The organism is Lysinibacillus sp. NPDC047702 (assembly GCF_050272555.1).
Classification (GTDB): Bacteria; Bacillota; Bacilli; order Bacillales_A; family Planococcaceae; genus Lysinibacillus.
Window position 1 is genome coordinate 1 of the sequence record NZ_JBNNMG010000046.1, and the last position, 16,947, is coordinate 16,947.

Annotated in this window: 16 protein-coding genes; 8 read left to right on the top strand and 8 right to left on the bottom strand. The window is 36.0% G+C overall.

The features are described from left to right. Nucleotides 1-144 precede the first annotated feature (144 nt). From ACQKIM_RS19050 to ACQKIM_RS19065, 4 genes are all read right to left on the bottom strand, one after another. On the bottom strand, nt 145-1,053 hold the full coding sequence (locus ACQKIM_RS19050; RefSeq protein WP_427546893.1) for a stalk domain-containing protein: 909 nt from the start codon (nt 1,051-1,053) through the stop codon (nt 145-147). A 224-nt stretch (nt 1,054-1,277) separates the two neighbouring features. Then, on the bottom strand, nt 1,278-1,943 hold the full coding sequence (locus ACQKIM_RS19055) for a ribonuclease H family protein (RefSeq protein WP_427546896.1): 666 nt from the start codon (nt 1,941-1,943) through the stop codon (nt 1,278-1,280). A 132-nt stretch (nt 1,944-2,075) separates the two neighbouring features. After that, nucleotides 2,076-2,420 (bottom strand): YlbF family regulator, encoded by a 345-nt coding sequence (locus ACQKIM_RS19060; protein WP_427546899.1) that lies wholly within the window; start codon nt 2,418-2,420, stop codon nt 2,076-2,078. 17 nt (nt 2,421-2,437) lie between these two features. Continuing rightward, nucleotides 2,438-3,580, bottom strand: coding sequence for a DUF445 domain-containing protein (locus ACQKIM_RS19065; protein ID WP_427546902.1), 1,143 nt, complete (start codon nt 3,578-3,580; stop codon nt 2,438-2,440). A gap of 205 nt (nt 3,581-3,785) precedes the next feature. Here ACQKIM_RS19065 and ACQKIM_RS19070 point away from each other — a divergent pair, with 205 nt between their 5' ends. The 4 genes from ACQKIM_RS19070 to ACQKIM_RS19085 all read left to right on the top strand — a co-directional run bounded on the left by ACQKIM_RS19070 (nt 3,786) and on the right by ACQKIM_RS19085 (nt 7,418). Next, nucleotides 3,786-3,989, top strand: a complete 204-nt coding sequence (locus tag ACQKIM_RS19070) for a YheE family protein (protein WP_427546905.1) — start codon at nt 3,786-3,788, stop codon at nt 3,987-3,989. Between the two features lie 172 nt (nt 3,990-4,161). Then, nucleotides 4,162-4,578 (top strand): hypothetical protein, encoded by a 417-nt coding sequence (locus tag ACQKIM_RS19075; RefSeq protein WP_427546908.1) that lies wholly within the window; start codon nt 4,162-4,164, stop codon nt 4,576-4,578. Nucleotides 4,579-4,991: 413 nt separating this feature from the next. Beyond that, nucleotides 4,992-6,311 carry a hemolysin family protein gene (locus ACQKIM_RS19080; protein ID WP_427546911.1) on the top strand — a complete coding sequence of 440 codons (1,320 nt, stop codon included), beginning with the start codon at nt 4,992-4,994 and terminating at the stop codon, nt 6,309-6,311. A 198-nt stretch (nt 6,312-6,509) separates the two neighbouring features. Then, nucleotides 6,510-7,418: a cation diffusion facilitator family transporter gene (locus ACQKIM_RS19085; RefSeq protein WP_427546914.1), complete on the top strand. Its 909-nt coding sequence runs from the start codon at nt 6,510-6,512 to the stop codon at nt 7,416-7,418. Between the two features lie 18 nt (nt 7,419-7,436). On the opposite strand, the gene ACQKIM_RS19090 is transcribed toward ACQKIM_RS19085, so the two are convergent. Both ACQKIM_RS19090 and ACQKIM_RS19095 read right to left on the bottom strand, forming a co-directional pair. After that, nucleotides 7,437-8,177 (bottom strand): zinc ribbon domain-containing protein, encoded by a 741-nt coding sequence (locus ACQKIM_RS19090; protein ID WP_427546917.1) that lies wholly within the window; start codon nt 8,175-8,177, stop codon nt 7,437-7,439. 82 nt (nt 8,178-8,259) lie between these two features. Then, nucleotides 8,260-9,180, bottom strand: a complete 921-nt coding sequence (locus ACQKIM_RS19095; protein ID WP_427546920.1) for a helix-turn-helix transcriptional regulator — start codon at nt 9,178-9,180, stop codon at nt 8,260-8,262. A gap of 815 nt (nt 9,181-9,995) precedes the next feature. Between ACQKIM_RS19095 and ACQKIM_RS19100 the strand changes: the two genes are divergently transcribed. Then, nucleotides 9,996-11,114 (top strand): response regulator, encoded by a 1,119-nt coding sequence (locus ACQKIM_RS19100; RefSeq protein WP_427546923.1) that lies wholly within the window; start codon nt 9,996-9,998, stop codon nt 11,112-11,114. A gap of 58 nt (nt 11,115-11,172) precedes the next feature. On the opposite strand, the gene ACQKIM_RS19105 is transcribed toward ACQKIM_RS19100, so the two are convergent. Together ACQKIM_RS19105 and ACQKIM_RS19110 are read right to left on the bottom strand one after the other, a co-directional pair. Further along, complete coding sequence (locus tag ACQKIM_RS19105) at nt 11,173-11,820, bottom strand: response regulator (RefSeq protein WP_427546926.1); 648 nt, start codon at nt 11,818-11,820, stop codon at nt 11,173-11,175. Nucleotides 11,821-11,831: 11 nt separating this feature from the next. Continuing rightward, entirely contained in the window at nt 11,832-12,947 is a 1,116-nt protein-coding gene (locus ACQKIM_RS19110; protein WP_427546929.1) for a GAF domain-containing sensor histidine kinase, read from the bottom strand. Nucleotides 12,948-13,144: 197 nt separating this feature from the next. Here ACQKIM_RS19110 and ACQKIM_RS19115 point away from each other — a divergent pair, with 197 nt between their 5' ends. From ACQKIM_RS19115 to ACQKIM_RS19125, 3 genes are all read left to right on the top strand, one after another. Continuing rightward, a complete protein-coding gene (locus tag ACQKIM_RS19115) occupies nt 13,145-13,570 on the top strand; it encodes a disulfide oxidoreductase (protein ID WP_427546932.1) in 426 nt (141 codons plus the stop codon). A gap of 55 nt (nt 13,571-13,625) precedes the next feature. Then, the gene (locus ACQKIM_RS19120) at nt 13,626-14,465 is read left to right on the top strand and encodes an RluA family pseudouridine synthase (protein WP_427546935.1); all 840 of its coding nucleotides are present in this window, start codon (nt 13,626-13,628) and stop codon (nt 14,463-14,465) included. Between the two features lie 270 nt (nt 14,466-14,735). After that, complete coding sequence (locus ACQKIM_RS19125; protein ID WP_427546938.1) at nt 14,736-16,910, top strand: 5'-nucleotidase C-terminal domain-containing protein; 2,175 nt, start codon at nt 14,736-14,738, stop codon at nt 16,908-16,910. Nucleotides 16,911-16,947 lie beyond the last annotated feature (37 nt).

Sequence of the window (16,947 nt, forward strand, 5' to 3'; positions counted from 1 at the left end):
CGGCAAAGCGAGTAGCCTGGAACGGAAATCACCTTCATTTGAATTAGTAGTATTCACAAAGAGTCCCTTGACCATTTAGTTTTTCAACACTATGACAGTAAGCTAGAATACCTCCTCTAGCTTACTGTTTTACTTTGAAACATATTATTTTAGGAATTCCTCTACAAATTCAATTGGTACATATGTTTTATTCGCTTCTAACAATGCAGGTGCTACATGAAGTGGGTGTAAAGCTTTGTTAATACCAAATATTTTTTCGCCGCGAGTAATTGTGTAAGATAAATTACCTTTTGTTACGATTGCCCCTTTACCCGTTGACTCCACCGTGTAACCGCGTTTTTCAGCAATCAAGCGCAAAGGAACCATCTTCGTTCCTTCCACTTCATATGAATCTGCCTTAATAATGGCTGCAATCTCTGCTTCAACAGTATTTTCTACTGTATTAGCAAATTTGTTATCAAGAACAATTACTTTTGAAGGTGTTGTCTGAGCTGGGATGCTTTTTGTAGAAGCTGTATAGAAAACAACTAGATGCTTCTCTGCTAAATCCTTAGCTGTGACTTTTTCTCCCTGTGTATTGAAAAGCTCCGTCTTATCCCCAATGTTTAATTTTAAAATATCATAAGTATTTGTTAAGTTTTCAAAGAAATAATCAACCTCAACAAATCCAACTTCCTCGGTTTCAACAATGACAACATCAGGACCGAATTGTGGCGGATAGATTAATTTTTGAGGCTTATTTGCAAATGTATAAGCAACTATTTTATCTCCCTCTTTAAGATTCACTTTCTTCCCTGTATTATCGAAAATAGGTGTTTCATTTGTAATTTCTAAAACATTCAGTTGATCGCCATCTTTTACCGTGTAATATGTAATTTTTTCACCAGCATGGACTTTCTCAACTGTCCCATGCGTATTGTTGAAAATGTGTACAGGATCAATTTGAATTTGTGGTGCCTCTGTAGGTTTTTCATTGGCTGAAGCAATAGGAACTACTGCACTTCCAAATAATAATGCTGTCATTGCTACAGGCGCAAACTGTTTCATGTTCATAAAATCTCTCCTTATTATTTAGATTCATAGAAGTAGTCGTATTAAAATGGTAAAAGTTTCATTAAAAAAATCAATTTCGCCTTGGCGTAATTGTATCTGCCGCTTTGCTTTCGCTACAAAAAACAATTGTAGCTGTCGCTTCACTTTCGCTACAAAAAATAATTGCTGAATGAAGATAAAAAAACCATCATGGCCATGATGGTTTTCAGTTAATGCTTCAATGACTACCTATCTCTTACAATTTCGCTTAATCCTGTAATATCTATGCCATTTAAGGCTTGTGTAGCTAGACGATCTGCTTCTGAATTCTCTTTTCTGGATATTAGCTGATACTCTGGTTGAATACTAAGCTCCTCTAACTTCGCATCAATTTTATCCGCCCAGCTCGATAGATCCTTTTCCAGTGCAGGCCATTCCCCGCTTAATTGGTTAATCACTACTTGAGAATCACCAGTGAAGCAAACAGGCAAATGATGAACATTCAGTAAATCAAGCTCAACGATTCCTAAATAGAGCGCTGCATATTCTGCCTCATTATTGGAATTCAGCTCTGAAGAAAAGGCATTTCTTCTTAATCGATATGGTTTGCCATTTTGCTCATAATAAATGACACATCCTAGTCCTGATTGTTTTGTGGCACGATCAAAGCCACCGTCAAAATAAACAGTAATGTCATGTGGCTCTGTCTCAATCTCCTTTAGATAGGTCTTTAGCTCCTTTAACGACCAACTTGTTTCCTGTCGATCAATACAATGCAATGATTTAACTCTCCCTGTTCGCTCCATATCCTCTGCTAGTAGTACTGCTTGAGCTGCAGGCATTTCTTCTGAACGTAGTACAGTTGTTGCACCCTTTAACGCTTTATATGTCCATTCAATAATTACATGCATAGTAATGCCTCCATTGTTTTTGAATTTGTGTATAAAGTGAAAACGTGCCTCAACACAGAGACACGTTTCTTTCTTAATTGTTATATGTGCAAATAATAGTTTATTTATTCCTATGGAACAGCGACGATTACATTATATTCCCTCATACAATGTTTGTATAGGCTTTACTAAAATACGATTTACCTCTTCGATCACCTTACTTAACTTCATTTCAGCTTCAAGCATTGAGGATATTTTTTCATTTTGCTGTGCGAGCTGAGCAGCCTTTTGAGCGTATACTAATTCATCTTCCAATATATCTTCACCAGTTAGTTGCTTTTTTTGCAGCTCTATTTGAATTTTACGGAAGTTTCTAAAAACATTTAATGCCTCTTCATCACTCTTTACTATTTCAACCGCCTCTTTCAACTCTTCGAATTCCGGTGTTTTACGAAAAGTTGCCTCTAAAGCATTAATTTCATTATAAATATTAATCATTCTTTTATTTCTCCTTTTTAAATAAAGTAGACAATCAATCCTTGCACAATCCCAATCAAGCCACCAAGAACTGCACCTAGCACTGTAATCATTTTAAACTCACGTTTTGAAATACCTAGCACAAGCTCCTCTAACTTCGCCACAGGGAAAGAATCAACCTGCTCACGAACTACTTCTTGTAAATTTAAGCGTTTTAATACATCTTCTAATTTCTCTTCGGCTTTATCAAAAGCTTTTTCAATAACTTGTGGAATGACTGTTTCCTTCATCCAAGTATTGCCTTCTGGCCAATAATATGAAATAGGCTGATCCAAACGTTCCTCAACAGCTAGCTGCTCTTTTACATAACCTTGTACTTTCATTAATATTGAATCAAATCGAATATCCTGTAAAAAATCCATTGCAGGGCGTTCTTTTAATTTATCCCACTCTTGCGTAAAGATTTTCGTTAATAATGCTGTTGTGCCTTGCGCCTGTAAGAATTTTAGAAGCTCACGCTGAACCTTTGCCACAAGTGAAGAAGAGTCACCTAAAAACATATTGATCATTCCACCAAGTGAACCTTTGGATGACAGGAAATCATCAATCATCGCTTTTATTGTTAATTCGCCTTCAGGTGATAAAAAATAATCCTCACCCTTCTCTAATATATGACGAACTGCTACTGGAATCTTTGCGTCAATTGTATGTTGAATATCTGCCGATAACAGTGTATGAATTGACTTCGTTGATAATGTATTCTTCATCGACTCAAATTGTCCCTCGACAATTGCTTCAATCTTATTCTCAATTGTTGCGGGCATATTAGAAAACCCAGCTAATGTAAGCCAATCTTGAATTGTTTTATCATTTGTAAAAATCGTTTCTTCTACCTTTGTTTGTACAAATTGCTCCACCTTATCATGAATATCCTTTGAAAAGAATTTTTTTCTAAAGGTTTCAGGTGTTAATAAATAGTTTACAACAGTTAGCCCAAGCTGCCTTGCTAATTCGTCACGTCGTTTTGGGATAAGCCCTGGTGTAAATGGTACACGCCAATTTTTAATATATATCGCTTCATGGGGTTGAAAAAGCATTTTTATGGCTAGATGATTCGTTACACCACCGATAGCGGCTCCAATAATTGCCATAAATAGTAAAGTTACAAATAAATTATCCATTAATACCCTCTCATTTCAATTGGATTCAAGATTGGCGGATTTTGTCGCCTGTTGCACTCATTATAGCAGAGCAATGATTTTCAACGAAAGAAAAACCCCTAGATAATTAAACACCCTTCATACATTTTCTTCAGATAGAATAGTTGCAAATTTACTACTATCCCTGAATAATATTAACTACATATATAAGAAATGGGGTTTGATTATGATTCAGCATTTCAGCTTTAAGCCTTTATTTGAAAATTCTCAGCTTCCTGGCTGGGCTATTTCCTTTTTCTATCAACGCAAACGCTATTCAGCTGAGTATTTAAAGGATGGCAACATTCAATGGACTGGACCTATTCCTCCAAACGAAGAGGATGTTAAAAAATTGATTCATGAGCTTATGTTGTATCATGTGTACGATTAATAAAAGTAGTAATTTTATCATGTAACCGCCTTCTAAAATTACCCATTTTTTACTAGAGGTTGCATATCTTCTATGCTAAAAATATTTCCATCTATTGAAATTGCAGCATTTTTCTTATACATTTATGTTATCAAGTTAATAATAAATGTTTTGTATGCAGGGGGCTATTTCAATGAGTAAAGTCACACTTTTAGATGACTTAAACAGTTATAATTCAAAAGCATTAATTCGTGCAAAAGTAAAAGAAGTTTTTTCTGAATTTTCCGCTAAAATTTTCGAATTAGCAGATGACGCTGGCACTATCAATAGTAAAAAATTCGAGTTACTTTCTGGCTTTAAAAGTGATTTTTACAATGAATATTGCAGCCAATTAAAAGCATTATTCGACACGCCAACTAGTTCATTCGGAAAAAAACCTGTAAAAAATATGTATGTAACGTATAATGGCAAAAATTATCTTTTAACACAGCAAGGTATTACCGAAAAGGCACCTGTTACCATATCGTGCTTTACAGGCGAAATCCCATTCAAAGAAATGCTTCATGATGTTGAAAAAGCGTGTTTAAAATTGCGCTTCCAACAAGAATAGCACTTAAAGCAGAAGTAGCCCTCTCAGCTAGTGAGAGGGCTACTTCTTTGATGCTATTAAAAATAATTTATTTAAAAAAATTCGCAGATAAAGCTCTCTTGAGATTTTTGACGTGTCGTTTTTAAATGAGATGCAGATGCTTCCTTCTCTAAATAAACTATCTTTGCTCCTTTTAAAGGTAGCATAATGATTTTTGATTTTCAATCTTTTGGCGTTAGTTTTTCCCAATTACAGATTACCTCATCAAGATAAAAAGTTGTTGTCAATATTTGTGTTTTGCATCTAAATATTTTATGATTGAATCATCCAACAATTTTTTAAATCATAGGAGGTGTACACTTTGTTTACTTCCCTCATTTGGGCGGGGGCAAAGGAATTATTTGGACGGAGACATATTGGAGATAACCATTAGGTTGGCGGCATTCGCTCTACTAATAATCATGACAGGATTTTTCGTTGCAACGGAGTTTGCAATTGTTAAAGTGAGAACAACTCGTATTGATCAATTGCTAGCAGAAGGTCATAAAAAAGCAAAAAATGCAAAACGTGTTGTTTCAGATTTAGATGAATACTTATCTGCATGTCAGCTAGGTATTACCATTACAGCACTTGGATTAGGTTGGCTTGGTGAACCTACTTTTGAAATTATTTTGCACCCAGTGTTTGAGTTTCTAAATTTGAATGGTAGTATTACATCTATCCTTTCATTCATACTTGCATTTTCAATCGTAACGTTTATGCATGTAGTTATAGGGGAATTGGCGCCAAAAACACTTGCCATCCAAAAAGCAGAATTAGTGACATTAAACTTTTCTGGCCCATTAATTTTATTCCACAACATTACGTACCCAATCATTAAGTTATTAAACGGATCTGCACGTGGCTTAACAGGCCTTTTCGGTCTAAAAATGATGTCAGAATCAGAAGTTGCTCATACCGAAGAAGAGCTTCGTATGATCTTGTCAGATAGTTTAAAAGGTGGAGAAATTAACAATTCAGAATATGAATATGTAAACAGTATTTTCGAGTTCTCAGATCGACTTGCAAAGGAAATCATGGTACCGCGTACTGAAATCGTTGGAATCGAAAAAGAGCTTACCATTAAAGAAGTATTCGATTTAATGGGAGTTGAGCAATATACTCGTTATCCGATTATTGATGGTGACAAGGACCATATTATCGGCTTAGTCAATATGAAGCACTTATTAACCGCTTACATTAAAAACTCTGCAAATGGTGATAAGCCAGTAATTGACTATATGCAGCCGATTATTCGTGTGATGGAAACAACGCAAATTAATGATTTGCTACTTAAAATTCAGCGTGAACGCATTCATATGGCCATTTTAATGGATGAATATGGCGGAACATCTGGTTTAGTGACGATTGAAGATATTATTGAGGAAATTGTCGGCGATATTCAAGATGAATTCGATGAGGACGAAATCCCAGAAGTGCAAGAAATTGCAGAAGATCATTTTATTTTAGATGCAAAGATGCTAGTAGAAAATGTAAATGATATGCTAGGTACTGACATAGAAGATGATGATATAGATACAATCGGCGGTTGGTTTATGACAAAGCGCTTTGATGCAGTCGAAGGAGATAGCATTGAAGAGCAAGGCTATGAATTTATCGCAAAAGAATTAGATGGTCACCATATTTTATACTTAGAAGTTCTGAAATTACCTGAACGTGATTTATCAAATGAAAATGAAGAAGTAAGTGTCTAAAAATTGCCTTGTTCTATTTGCTGTGTTACGATTAACATCGCATTTTAAAAGATACAGGCTATAAAAAATGTATACAGCACACAACCTATAGTGGTGGGGAGCTTATACAGTAATAACATTATAAACTTTAGCAACGACTCCCTTTCACAGAAGGGAGTCGTTTTATAATGCCCGAAAGTTTTGCGAGGAGGAAACAAAATGGAGCTTTATACAAATTTACGTCAAGGGGAAAAAGGTGCTTGGTTATCCATCGCTACATATTTGGTACTGAGTTCTATAAAATTAACGATCGGCTATATTGGCACATCAGAAGCGCTAAAGGCAGATGGATTAAATAATACTACTGATATTATCGCCTCTATTGCAGTACTTATTGGATTACGAATTGCACAAATTCCACCTGACTCTAATCATCAATATGGGCATTTGCGTGCCGAAACAGTTGCCTCGCTTGTTGCTTCGTTCATAATGTTAATTGTTGGCTTACAAGTACTTATTAATTCGATAAAAGGACTTTGGGAACCAGTTAGTACAACACCGTCATTATTAACTGCCTATGTCGCAATTGGCAGTGCCGTTGTGATGTATATCGTTTATCGCTATAATTTAGCACTTTCTAAAAAAATAAAAAGTGCAGCTGTGAAGGCAGCAGCCTATGATAACCGCTCAGATGCTCTTGTAAGTATTGGTACAGCAATCGGAATTTTTGGAGCTATTTTCGGTTTCCCCATTATAGACACAATTACTGCACTTCTCGTCGCACTTCTAATTATTAAAACAGCAATTGAAATCTTTTGGGAGGCTGTTCAAAGTCTCACAGATGCTTTTAATATTGAGGAAGTTGAGACGTTGTCTGTCCTTATTCGTAATGTTGATGGGATAATTGAGATATTAGACTTTAAGGGGCGCGCCCATGGCAATATGTACTTTATCGATGTAACTGTCACTGTGGACCCTTATTTAAACGTCTTTGAGAGTCATCGTATTACAGAGGAAATTGAAAAAACAATTACTCGTGAAAATCGATTCTGTCAGATACTCGTGCATATTGAACCACATATTGAAATCATTCCTCCAGCAAACGACAACAAATCTCCTACCAAGTAAATGGCAGGAGATTTGTTGTTATTTGATCGCTATATAAATATCAACCTGTGCTTCTTGTGGATTTGCACATCGTTCATCATATCTCTCAAAATCACCTGTGTATGCTCGTTCTACATCTGAGCTGGCAAACCAAGCCCAAATATCCTGCCAAGCCTTAATAACAATGTCTGGCATTGACCCTTTTTCTGAAGTAAAAACCAAATATTTAGCAGCTGGCACTGTTTTAACGATCATACCCTGTGCCGCTTCATCTGTAGTTGCTACTTCCTTTCCAAGTGTAATCGAGTATTTTCCATTTACATCTGTTTCATAGTCAGAGTATAAACCGATTAATACTTCATTGACTGGATTTTTTATTTGTCCAATCACGTCTTGCTGATAAAAATCTGACCATAATGAAGGAATTTTAGCATGAGGCGTTATTTCATTGGCATTGCTCGTTTGAGCTGAAATTCCTACAATTTGAAAAGATTCTCGTTCTATCATAATGGGTTGCTTTATGTCTCCTCTTCTCCATCTTTTTAAACTCGGTAAGAAAGAAGATAACATTTGGCGTGCTTCTTCTTCTGCCATGCCATCCTCCTTTAAATGTGGCACACAAATCTCAATCATTTCCTCAACTGTCAATTCCGGCTGTTTAAACTCTCCTAATTCATAACAATACTTGCAATATTCCTGGCTTTTCTGACCATCTTTTTTTGTTCCTAATAATGCTTCATCTGCTAATGGCATACCACAGCTTTGACAATAATTTTGCATCATTTCATCCACCCTTCATACTATTTGTTATGACTATAACAAAGGAAACCTGACAGCAGTATGTCATCTTTTAAAATGAAAATTAAATGCCCTTGTATAGCTCTACAATTTCCTGTGCTCGCTTTTGCACAATAGCTCTTAAATGTGGCGGTTCTAAAACTTTTACACGGTGACCAAAACTAAGAAGAAAACCGTATAACCATTCATCCTCCGGCAATGAAATATTAACTGTTAAACTTTCATGATCGATATGCTCAGCGCCAAATGTTTCTTCTACTAATGTTGTTATCGCAGAATCGAATGACAGCTTTAGCTGAATTACATTTTGAGGGCGATGCCACTCTTTGTTCCATGGGAGTTCAGACAAATGAACTTCTTTACGCTGGAAAGTTATCATCTCTTCTTTTATATTTTTCATTCTAGCTATTTTAAATAAGCGGAAGTCTTCTCTTAATGTACAGTATCCGTAGACATACCATACCTTTCCTTTTTGTACCAATGTATGTGGCTCTAAAAATCGATTGGTTACTTGACCATGTGTCGTAGAATAGGTGAAGCTTACACAGTGTGCTTGCTCAATTGCTTTTTTTAATAGAGTAATCTGTTCCTTAAAAACAATAGATGGTCCCCAAGGGCTAAGATCAATAAATAGTTGATCAATGGATTGCTTTATTTCTTCATCAGCAACACTTGTTAATTTTTCTAGCACTGCTTCTGCATAGGAATCGTCATAGGTTGTAAGTGCACTTTTTATGGCAATGGAAAGCGAGGTAAGCTCCTCCTTTGTCAAAACCTGTTTATCGACACGATACCCCTCTATCAAGCTAATTCCACCATTAACCCCCTGCTGACTTATAACAGGAATTCCAGCACAGCTAAGTGTTTCGATATCACGGTAAATTGTACGAACTGACACATTAAATAATTCAGCAAGCTCCTGTGCTGTCACTTTTTTTCGATTTATTAAAATCATTGTCATCATTAAAAGACGCTCTAATTTCATGTTTTACCCATCCTCCACCAATCTCAGTTGCTACTCTATATATTGCATGATGTTATTTTAATCATTATCAACCATTTTTCATCATAAATTAACCATTTTGTTTTGCATTTTAATTACTAATATCCTATCTATTTTAAGTATTATTTAAGTACTTTTTGAGTTTTATTTAAGTCGAATGTACTATAATAACGCCTGATAAATTATTACAATCATTATACTATTTTTACAATATAAGAAAAAAACAAGTTTAATACAAGGATTTATCAGGAATTAATGGATTTCGCTATTAAAGCTTTGTTGTTTCCCGCCTTATTAAGAATAGTTTGATAATCAATTTCGCCTTGGTGTAATTGCGTCCGGATTTTGAATTGTGCCTGCACAATTCATTCCTTTGAAAATTCGTGACATCCGCCAGAGGCTTTATCTTCATTCAGTAAGTGTTTGGACACCCACTGAAAAGAAATCAAAACCGCATTCATCTCACCACCTGTAGAGGTGGGAGTCTTCTGCTGAATGAAGATAAACGCTTATACAATTATTTCAATTCTCTTAACACAACAGACAAAACTTCCATCCTCTTTATAGAGCGCTGAAAACTATAGTATCTATTTGTGGCAAAGAATTTAGTGCTTTGTTTTTATGAAACCTCAATAGAATTGTGAAAGTGAAATACGAGCACTAAATCTCAGTGTCAAATTTTTATTTTTAAGTGAAATTCACTTTTTTAGTGCTCACTATATATTAGGAAGCCTTTTCAAACACAATGAACTAGAGTTTAATGGTTTTCAATTTAATTGTAAAAAGGAGATTTTGATGTGATTAGAGCCGTTTTAATAGACAATGAACCACTAGCTTTACACTATTTTCAAAATAAACTACAAGCATTCCAGCAAATACAGGTGATTAAAACCTTTACAAGTGTAGAGGTATTTCTACAGGAGCTTCCAGCATTAGAATTTGAGGCAATTTTTTTAGAGGTAAAGCTCAATGAACTAACTGGATTGGAGGTAGCTGATATTATCAAAACGGAGCGTCCACATGTTAGTGTAATTTTTATTACTTCCCATCAAGAGTTTGCATTACAGGCATATGATATCGGAGGACTTGATTATTTACTTAAACCAATTAATCATGCTCGCCTAGAAAAGGCTATTGCTCGAATAGAGCATGAATACTCCATTCAGAAACTCATTCAGAAGGCTTCGAAAACGATGCTAAACGTTCAATGCTTCGATCAATTTGCAGCCTATAGCAACAATAGTTTAATTGCGTTCAAAACGGAGAAAACAAAGGAATTATTTGTATATTTCATTTTACATCCGAATATTCCTATTCACCGAGATTATTTAATAGAAATTCTGTGGCCTGATCTAGACTACGTTCGGGCAAAATCAAATCTTCATACAGCTTTATCATATTTAAGAAAAACCTTGAGCAATATAGGTTATGCTAACTGTATAATATTTTCCAATAAATATTATATCTTTGAAAAGCCAAATATTTTTTGCGATTTATATGATTTTCAGAGATACTATGATGATTTTTCAAAGCAAGAATTCCCTCCTATTTCATTAATTAATCAATGTCTTTCCATTTATAAAAATGGGCTGCTTATTTTTGACGATTATGAATGGGCCACGGCCTATAAAGATAAGCTGACTAAATCATACATAGATTTATTAGAAAAAGGTTTTCAAGCTTCTGTATTAACAGATACGTCAAAAGCACTTGATTTCTTAAATAGTCTACTAGATTTTGATCCATATAATGAGCAAAAGCTTGAACACTATTTACACACTTTAATAAACGCTGGTCTATATGAACAGGCATACAGAGTGTTTCAAGACTATGAACAAAAATTAAAAGAAGATTTGGCCCTTACGCCAAGCTCAACATTACTAGAAATTACAAATAAATTTTTTATTCAAAAATAGATAATAAAAAACGACGGGCTACTACAAACTTGTAGGAACTCGCCGTTTTAACTCCCCATTATACACCACTACCCTCTGTCAGTCCGTGCTTTACAGCATAAAGAGCCGCTTGTGTACGATCCTGCACCTGTAGCTTCGTGAAAATATTAGATATATGGGTTTTTACAGTTTTTTCTGTAACGAATAAGGAGGAAGCAATTTCTCTATTACTTTTCCCTTTTGTCAGCTCTGCAAGTACATCCTGTTCACGAGGTGTTAGTGGGTTCAATACATGTGGTGCATTTTCAGATTCTTGCCGATCCATTTCCAATGTCGATGTGGCCTCTGGGTGAAGAGTATTTTCGCCACGCATTATTCGGCGAATGGACAATACCAACTCATCAGGCTCTATATCCTTTAATTGGTAACCTGCAGCCCCTGCCTCCATAGCTGGTACGACATGGTCCCGATCAGAAAAGCTTGTAAGCATCAAAATTTCAATTTGTGGAAATTTCGCTTTAATGCGCTTAGTTGCCTGAATACCATCCATCTCAGGCATGACTAAATCCATAAGAATAATATCTGGCTGTATGCTTTCCGCTAAAGCTACTGCCTCCAGTCCATTTTTCGCTTCCCCCACAACCTCAATGTCTTTCTGCGTTTTTAAAAAAAATAATAATCCACGACGTACTACATGGTGATCATCTGCAATTAATACACGTATCATTCTCTTCCCTCCTAATACGGCAAGCGGATTAACAGTTCTGTCCCTTTGCCAATTTCACTAACCCAGTCAGCCGTACCACCAACTGATTTTGCACGATCCTTTATTGACTGCAAACCCATTGAAAGTAACTTCGTGTTATTATCTATGACAAAGCCTCGTCCCTCATCACGAATCACCAGCAAAATGTCTGTAGAAGTAACTGTTATATATAATGCAGCTTCCAGCACACCTGCATGACGACGTACATTATTGAGTGCTTCTTGTGCTACTCGAAATAATGTTTCTTCAATACGGGAAGGGAATTGCAGTACACCTGAAACTGTCACATGCAGCTTTAAGCCGAGCATTTCAGCATATACTTTAATCGCTTCAAGTAAACCATTCTCTAAGCCTTTTGGACGAAGCTGCCAAATTAATGCACGCATTTCAGTTAATGCATCCTGTGTTAAATGTTGAATTTCCTTAAATGTTTCTTTAATTGCACGATCATTCGTCATTTCTATACCAGCTCTCGCCGTTAGAGTAACTGAAAAAAGCAGCTGATTAACTGAATCATGTAAATCTCTAGCTAGACGGTTGCGCTCCTTTACAAGTGCCATTTCTTGCTCCTGCTTTGTCAGTAAAATTCGCTTAATGGCTGAACCCATCTGAAAAGCGACAGATTCAAGTAAAGCTAGCTCCTCCTGTGAAAAACGCACAGTATCCTTTGAGGCAACATTTAAGACCCCAAAACGTTCTTGTCCTGACTGAAGAGGCACTGTAGCATGATGTGTAATGCCCTCGTGATCACCAACATTTGCTGCAATCGCACTCTCAATACGCTGGCATTCAATGATATTGGAGGCTTTTTTTAATTCCTCATTACGATAACGAGAAACACACCAACAGCCTCCCTTTTTTAAGTAATGACAGTTTTTGAACTCCAATGCTTCTGGTAAATTTTCGTGAACAACAAGCTCCGATCGCCCTTTTTCATCAATAAAAAAAATCCAGCCTGTTTCAAAATTTGTCCCATTTAAAAATCTCACAAGTGCACCCTTTAGCATTGTCACTATTTCAGTTTCTTCATTTAAAAGCTCTGCAATCTCTTTTAAAATACTGATATTGGAATGCTCATTCTCTCTCACAAAAACACCTCTTCTTCGGCATTACTAATGTTAATGATAACATTTCAAAGTCTCGAGCGTCTGCCTTAGCCGTTCATACTTTAGACTGAAATTCATTTTAAAAAGGATATGCCTTATTTTGTGTAAGTTAATTTACATATAAAACTAGAACAACTATAATCGTACAAGGATATGGTTTAATAAAGGGGAGAATAGATATGTCTAAAAAAGTAGAAAACGGCTTATTATTTATTTGGATTGTCTCTGTCGTTGCAACATTAGGTTCCTTATACTTTTCTGAAATTCGTCACTATGAACCTTGTAAAATGTGTTGGATTCAACGTATTTTCATGTATCCAATCGTCATTATGACAACAATTGCCTTTATACAAAAAAATGCACGTATTGCGGTCACTACCGCTGTTTTTGCCATTATGGGCGGCAGTGTATCACTTTATCATTATGGAATTCAAAAGCTTAGTTTTTTAGCGGAAACTGCTCCTTCTTGTGGAGTTGTCTCCTGTACAGGTCAATATATTAACTGGTTAGGCTTTATCACAATTCCATTTTTAGCACTAACTGCATTTATTTTAATTGCAGGGGCAAGCTTTTATGTAATGAAGGCTGTAAAAGCTGCAAAATAATTAAGAGACCGTGTTCTACAATTAAGAATACGGTCTTTTCTACGGAGGAAGATCTATGTTTCATTATGAAATTAATGAAGATAATTTAACTATTGAAGAACTACTGTGTAATCATTGGCGGCTCGGTAAAAAATTAGTCCATGAATTACGAATGTCAAAAGCAATTACAACGATGGACGGTGAGCCCATTCAATGGAAAGCCCCGCTTCAGGCAGGTGCAATTATAAAATTTACGTTTCCGATACCTACATCCAATTATCAGCCTACACCAGTATGTGCAATTGATATTATCTATGAGGATGACCATTGCTTAATCGTTTCCAAACCAAAAGGTATGTCAACACATCCAAATGATGCTCGTGATACTCATACTTGTATGAACCATGTCATGGCACATATTAAAAAGCAGGGTGGTGTTTATGCAGAGCATGTCCATCGACTGGATAGAGGCACACAAGGATTATTACTGGTGGCAAAGCATCCACTCGCTAAGTCAATCTTTGATCGTATGATTGAAGAAAAATTTATTATTCGCACTTACGCTGCAGAGGTACAAGGAAATTTACAAGCTTCTTCAGGTACAATCGCCGAACCTCTTGGGAAAGATCGACATCACGCAACAAGACGTGTAGTCTCCAAAACTGGGCAGCACGCTGTAACACACTATGAGGTAGTTGCCCGTTATAAAAGTTCTTGTATTGTCCATCTCATTTTGGAAACAGGTAGAACACATCAAATCCGAGTACATTTAGCTCATATCGGGCATCCCATTATTGGTGATACAATGTACGGTGCAAGGGAAACTGCAAGTGGAGACTATGAGCTCCATGCTGTACAATTAGAATTTGAACACCCATTTTTAAATAAACAAATCGTTGTAAAGGACAAACAGTAAGTCCTTGCTCAAAATCATAAAAAGCGCGTGAAATCAGAAAAGTTGATTTCTCGTGCTTTTTTGAGGTGAAAAATTTTCCACTTAGCCTTATACATGATTTACTTATACTCCAATAAAAGTATAAATATATCATTTGAAATTTCTTAATCTATTTTTTACAACAAATTTAATATACATTTACCATTAATGGTAATGACGGAGGATTTCTTTCATGATAGAATAAGAGTAAATTGTCAGTCATCTGACATATTATGAGGGAGGAATTTATTGATGAAATGGGTTAAAAGTATTGCAGCAACAACTCTAGTTGCTAGTTTATTAGCTACTCCTAGTTTTGCTGCCCATGCAGCAGAAACAGCACCAGCAGCTACGAAGGATAGTTTCAAATTAACAATTTTACACTCCAATGATACACATTCACATGCAGAAAATGCTCCACAACGTGCTACAAAAATAAAAGAGTTGCGTGCTGCAAATCAAAATTCACTTCTATTAGATGCAGGTGACGCTTTGACTGGCACGCTTTACTTCAATGAATTCACAGGAGAAGTTGAAATGAAGTTAATGAACTTAATGGGGTACGATGCTATGACATTTGGTAACCATGAGTTCGATTTAGGGTCAAGCCCAGAAGGTCATGCTGCTCTAGCGAAATTTGTAAAAGGAGCAGAATTCCCATTACTAGGGGCCAATCTTGATTTTTCAAAAGAATCTTTATTTAATGGCTCACAATTTAAAACAATCACAAAAGACTTCGAAAACGGTAAAATTTATAACGGTATTATTAAAGAAGTCGATGGAGAAAAAGTAGGTATTTTTGGTTTAACAACTGAAGAAACTCCTTCTATTTCAAGCGTTGCTAATGTGCAATTTGCCAATTATATCGACTCTGCAAAAAAGGCAGTAGCAGAATTTGAAAAACAAGGTGTTAATAAAATTGTGGCCCTTACTCATTTAGGATTTGATGATTCAAAGGATTTCGATAACGATCAATTACTAGCGGCAGCTGTAGAGGGTATTGATGTTATTGTTGGTGGTCATACACATACTAAATTAGACAAAGCTGTGAAAGCAGAAACATCCTTTAAAAATCCTACAATTATCGTTCAAACAGGTCAATATAGCGAGAATTTAGGTGAGCTTGATTTAACATTTAATAATAATGGTGCGGTTGTTGACTATTTTGGGCAATTACACGCTTTAAATGATAAAGAAAATCCGGTTGCAGCAGACCCAGAAACAACTGAAATGTTAGCTCCATATACAGAAAAAATTTCAGCTGTAAAACAACAATCAACAGGTAATACAGCAGTTTCAGTATTAGATGGTAAACGTGGTCTTTGGGGCGTTCGTGCTGGTGAAACAAACCTAGGTAACTTAATTACAGATGGTATGCTTGCTGGTGCCAAGAAAATTGATCCAGAAGTACAATTTGCCTTCCAAAATGGCGGTGGTATCCGTGCTAGCATTGATGCAGGAGATATTACAGTTGGCGAAGTAATGACAGTCATGCCTTTCGGTAATGCACTTGGTATCGTAAAATTAACAGGTGCTGAAATCTATGACATTGCCGAACATAGTGTAAAAGAGTTCCCGAAAGAATCTGGTGGCTTCCTACACTTCTCTGGTTTACAAGTAGAATTCGATGGAAAAGCTCCAGCTGGTAAACGAGTAAAATCAATTAAATTAAATGGTAAAGAACTAGACAAAGCTGCTTACTATAAAGCTGCAACAAATACCTTTACTGCTAAAGGTGGAGACGGCTACGAAACACTTGAAAAAGCTTATGCTGATGGACGTGTAAGTGAGCCTGGTACTATTGATTATGAAATGTTTATCGAACACTTGACTACATTGAAAAATGTTAATCCGAAAGTAGAAGGGCGCATTATTGCAACAATTCCATTTACGGATATCGCAAAAGGCTCAGAAACAGAGGGCTATGTTCGTGATCTTTATTACCGTGATTTAACAAATGGTACGACTGCAACAACATATTCACCAAATGCTAACTTAACTCGTGCTCAGGCTGCTTCATTTATCGCACGTGCATTAAAACTTGAGGCAAAAGGTCAAACAACATTCTCGGATCTTAGCAATGTAAATCCTGCAACACAAAAGGAAATTACAGCTCTTGCTGAAGCAGGCATTGTTAAAGGTGTAAATGGTAAATTCAATCCTAATACAAAAGTTACTCGTGCTCAACTTGCACTAATGTTTGCTCGTGCATACAATCTTCAACATGATGCAAAAGCTGGCTTAAAAGCTGATTTCAGTGATATTGCTCAATACAACACTGAAACTCAAAATGCAATTGCACTTATGAAAGACTTAAAGATTGTTAGTGGTTCAAATGGCAAATTTATGCCAGGTAATAACGCTACACGTGCTCATATGGCAAAAATGCTTTCTAATTATATTCCATTTGTAAAAGAATCAAAATAATAGAACCTGAAAATCCCGCCCTCAGACTAGAAGAGCG